Origin of the sequence: Paracoccus sp. (in: a-proteobacteria), from assembly GCF_030536915.1 — a bacterium.
Lineage (GTDB): Bacteria > Pseudomonadota > Alphaproteobacteria > Rhodobacterales > Rhodobacteraceae > Paracoccus.
On record NZ_JAUNPC010000172.1, the window covers coordinates 1 to 2782 of the forward strand.

The 2782-nt window shown below is 68.8% G+C and carries 4 protein-coding genes; 1 reads left to right on the top strand and 3 read right to left on the bottom strand.

Annotated features, from left to right (window positions below; all coding sequences use genetic code 11):
* Window positions 1-923: precorrin-6y C5,15-methyltransferase (decarboxylating) subunit CbiE (cbiE, locus tag Q4F04_RS15330; protein WP_303370658.1), on the bottom strand; the 923-nt coding region annotated here is incomplete at its 3' end.
* A gap of 13 nt (window positions 924-936) precedes the next feature.
* Between cbiE and Q4F04_RS15335 the strand changes: the two genes are divergently transcribed.
* On the top strand, window positions 937-1665 hold the full coding sequence (locus tag Q4F04_RS15335; protein WP_303370659.1) for a cobalt-precorrin-6A reductase: 729 nt from the start codon (window positions 937-939) through the stop codon (window positions 1663-1665).
* On the opposite strand, the gene cobJ is transcribed toward Q4F04_RS15335, so the two are convergent.
* Window positions 1644-2378: a precorrin-3B C(17)-methyltransferase gene (gene cobJ / locus Q4F04_RS15340; protein ID WP_303370660.1), complete on the bottom strand. Its 735-nt coding sequence runs from the start codon at window positions 2376-2378 to the stop codon at window positions 1644-1646. The genes Q4F04_RS15335 and cobJ overlap by 22 nt on opposite strands.
* A partial coding sequence (locus tag Q4F04_RS15345; RefSeq protein ID WP_303370661.1) for an SAM-dependent methyltransferase occupies window positions 2375-2782 on the bottom strand: 408 nt, incomplete at its 5' end. The genes cobJ and Q4F04_RS15345, both read right to left, overlap by 4 nt.

The window sequence follows — 2782 nt, forward strand, 5'->3', positions numbered from 1 at the left end:
GGCAGGTCCGGCATCAGTTCGAGCGCGCTGCCCTCCCGTATCTCGAACTGGGGCACGCCGAGGGAACGGGCATTGGTTCGGGCCCGCGCAGCGCGGCCGGGATCGCGCTCGACCCCGAGGGCGCGGTTGCGGGGATGCGACAGAAGCCACTCGATCCCGACCGAGCCACTGCCCGCGCCGAGATCCCACAGCAACTCGCCCGGACGCGGGGCAAGCGCCGAAAGGGCCAGCGCGCGGATTGGACGCTTCGTGATCTGGCCGTCATGGTCGAAGAGATCGTCGGCAAGGCCGGGAACCTGCGGCAAGCCCTTCCCGCCCCTGACCTCGATGGCGCAGGCGACAAGGTTCTCGAAGACCGGCAGAGTGTCTTCGGCAGCATGGCGACGGATGCGTTCCTTCGGGCCGCCCAGATGCTCCATCACGTGCAGAACCGATGGCCCGAAGCCCAGCGAGGTCAGGTAGCCCGCCAGTGCAGACGGCGCCGCGCCGTCGCGAAGGGTCACGATCAGCCTCGCGCCCTCGGTCAGATGGCGGCGCAGTTGCTCCAGCGGTGCGGCATGGAGGCCCAGGCATGTCACCTCCTCCAGCCGCCAGCCAAGCCGCGCGGCAACGAGGGACGGAACCGAGACACCGGGATAGGCCCGCCATTCACCCGGCGGCAGTTCCTGCGCGAGGCTGCCACCCGCGCCGTGCCAGAAGGGATCGCCCGAGGCCAGCGCGGCGACCGGCCTGCCGCGCAAGGCCAGCAAAGGCGCCAGCGAAAAGGGAACCGGCCACTGGATCTTGCCGGGATGCTCCACCATGGCGAGATGGCGCGGGCTGCCGAAGACGGTCTCTGCCCGTTCCAGCGCTTCGCGGCTTGCCTCGCTCAGATCCTTCAGGCCATTTTCCCCGATGCCGATGATCGACAGCCATTCAGACATCAGAACCACCCTCATGCTGGGCGGCACCACCGAAGCGAGCAGGCTGGCACAAGCCGTAGCCGAGGCGGGGTGGCCGGCGCTTCTGTCCTATGCGGGACGCGTGGCCAACCCTCGCGCTCAGCCGGTTCCCGTGCATATCGGCGGGTTCGGAGGACCCGAGGGGCTTGCGGCCTTCCTGCAGAGCAACGGCATCGGGCAAGTCATCGACGCGACCCATCCCTTTGCGGCCCGGATCAGCCGCAATGCCTTGCAGGCCTGCGCCTTGGCCGAGGTGCCGCTTTGTGCTTTCGAGCGGGCTGCCTGGACGGCAGGACCGCAGGACAACTGGACCCATGTTCCCGACATCGCGGGTGCCGCGGCGGCGCTGGACGGTCCCGGCAAGCGGGTGTTCCTGGCGATCGGCCGTCAGCATCTCGCCGACTTCGCGCATCTCGCGCAGCACCGCTTCCTGACCCGGCTGGTCGATGTGCCTGCCCGGGACTTCCCGTTGCCGAACGCCGAGATCGTCGTCGCACGTGGCCCGTTTCGGCTGGAGGATGATCTGGACCTGATGCGCGCGCATGGGACGGAGCTTCTGGTCGCCAAGAACGCGGGCGGAGCCGGGGCCGAGGCGAAGATCCTTGCCGCCCGGACGCTTGGTATTCCTGTCATCATGATCGACCGCCCCGGACTGCCCGAGCGGCCGGTGCGCCGGACCGTTGCCGAGGTCATGGACTGGCTTCATGCCCGCCTCGGCGTGTAGACGAAGCGTCCGACCTGCCGCGTTGCCGACGAGCCGACAATGACGAGGGTCCGCATGTCGGCCATCTCGGGCCGCGCATCCCGCAGCGGCACCACGCGGATGTCCTGCTCGGGGGTCGAGACGGCGCGGGCGAAGACGATCAGGCGTTCGGGCCCGGCACGGGCTTGCAGCAGGTCCAGCACGGTGGCGAACTGGTGCGGGCGCGATGCCGAGCGCGGATTGTAGAAGGCCATCGCAAAATCGGCCTCCAGCGCGAGGCTGATCCGCTTCAGCACCAGATCGAAGGGCTTGAGATTGTCCGACAGGTTGATCGCGCAGAAATCGTGTCCCAGCGGGGCACCTGCTGCGGCCGCCGCCGCCAGCATGGCGGTGATGCCGGGCAGGACGCGGATGTCCAGATCGCGCCACTGGGACGGCCCCTGCTCCACGGCCTCGAATACGGCCGAGGCCATTGCGAAGACACCCGGATCGCCCGAGGACACGACGACGACACGGTTGCCTTTACTGACAAGCTCCAGCGCATGGGCCGCGCGGTCCAACTCGACCCGGTTGTCCGAGGGGTGCAGTCGCAGGCCGTCGCGCGGAGCGATACGCCCCACATAGGGAATGTAGCCGATGACGTCGGTGGCCTGGTCCAGCGCAGCCGCGACTTCGGGCGTGATCATGGCCTCGGCGCCGGGGCCAAGCCCCGCGATGACAAGCGATCCCATCATCGCCTGCGCCCCTGCCCATGCACCAGCACGATCGAGAAATAGGGCACCGGCCCCTCGACCTCGGACAGCATCCGGACCCGCTCTTCGGCCATGGTGCCGTGCTCGATCAGCCATGCCTGATCCGCCCTGCCCGCGCTTTCCAGCGCGGCGCGCAGGCGCGACAGGTTGCGGCCGATCTTCATGACGACGAGCGCATCGGTGTCGCGGATGCGGCGGGTCAGATCTTCCTGCGGCAACGTCGCGGGCAGCACCGTCAGGATGTCGTCGCCCCAGGTGATCGGCAGGCCCGTCGCCGTCCAGCAGCCCGCCATGCCGGGAATGCCCGGCACCACCTCGACCCGCTCGCGTGGCAGCCGGGCATAAAGATGCATGAACGAGCCGTAGAAGAAGGGATCGCCCTCGCA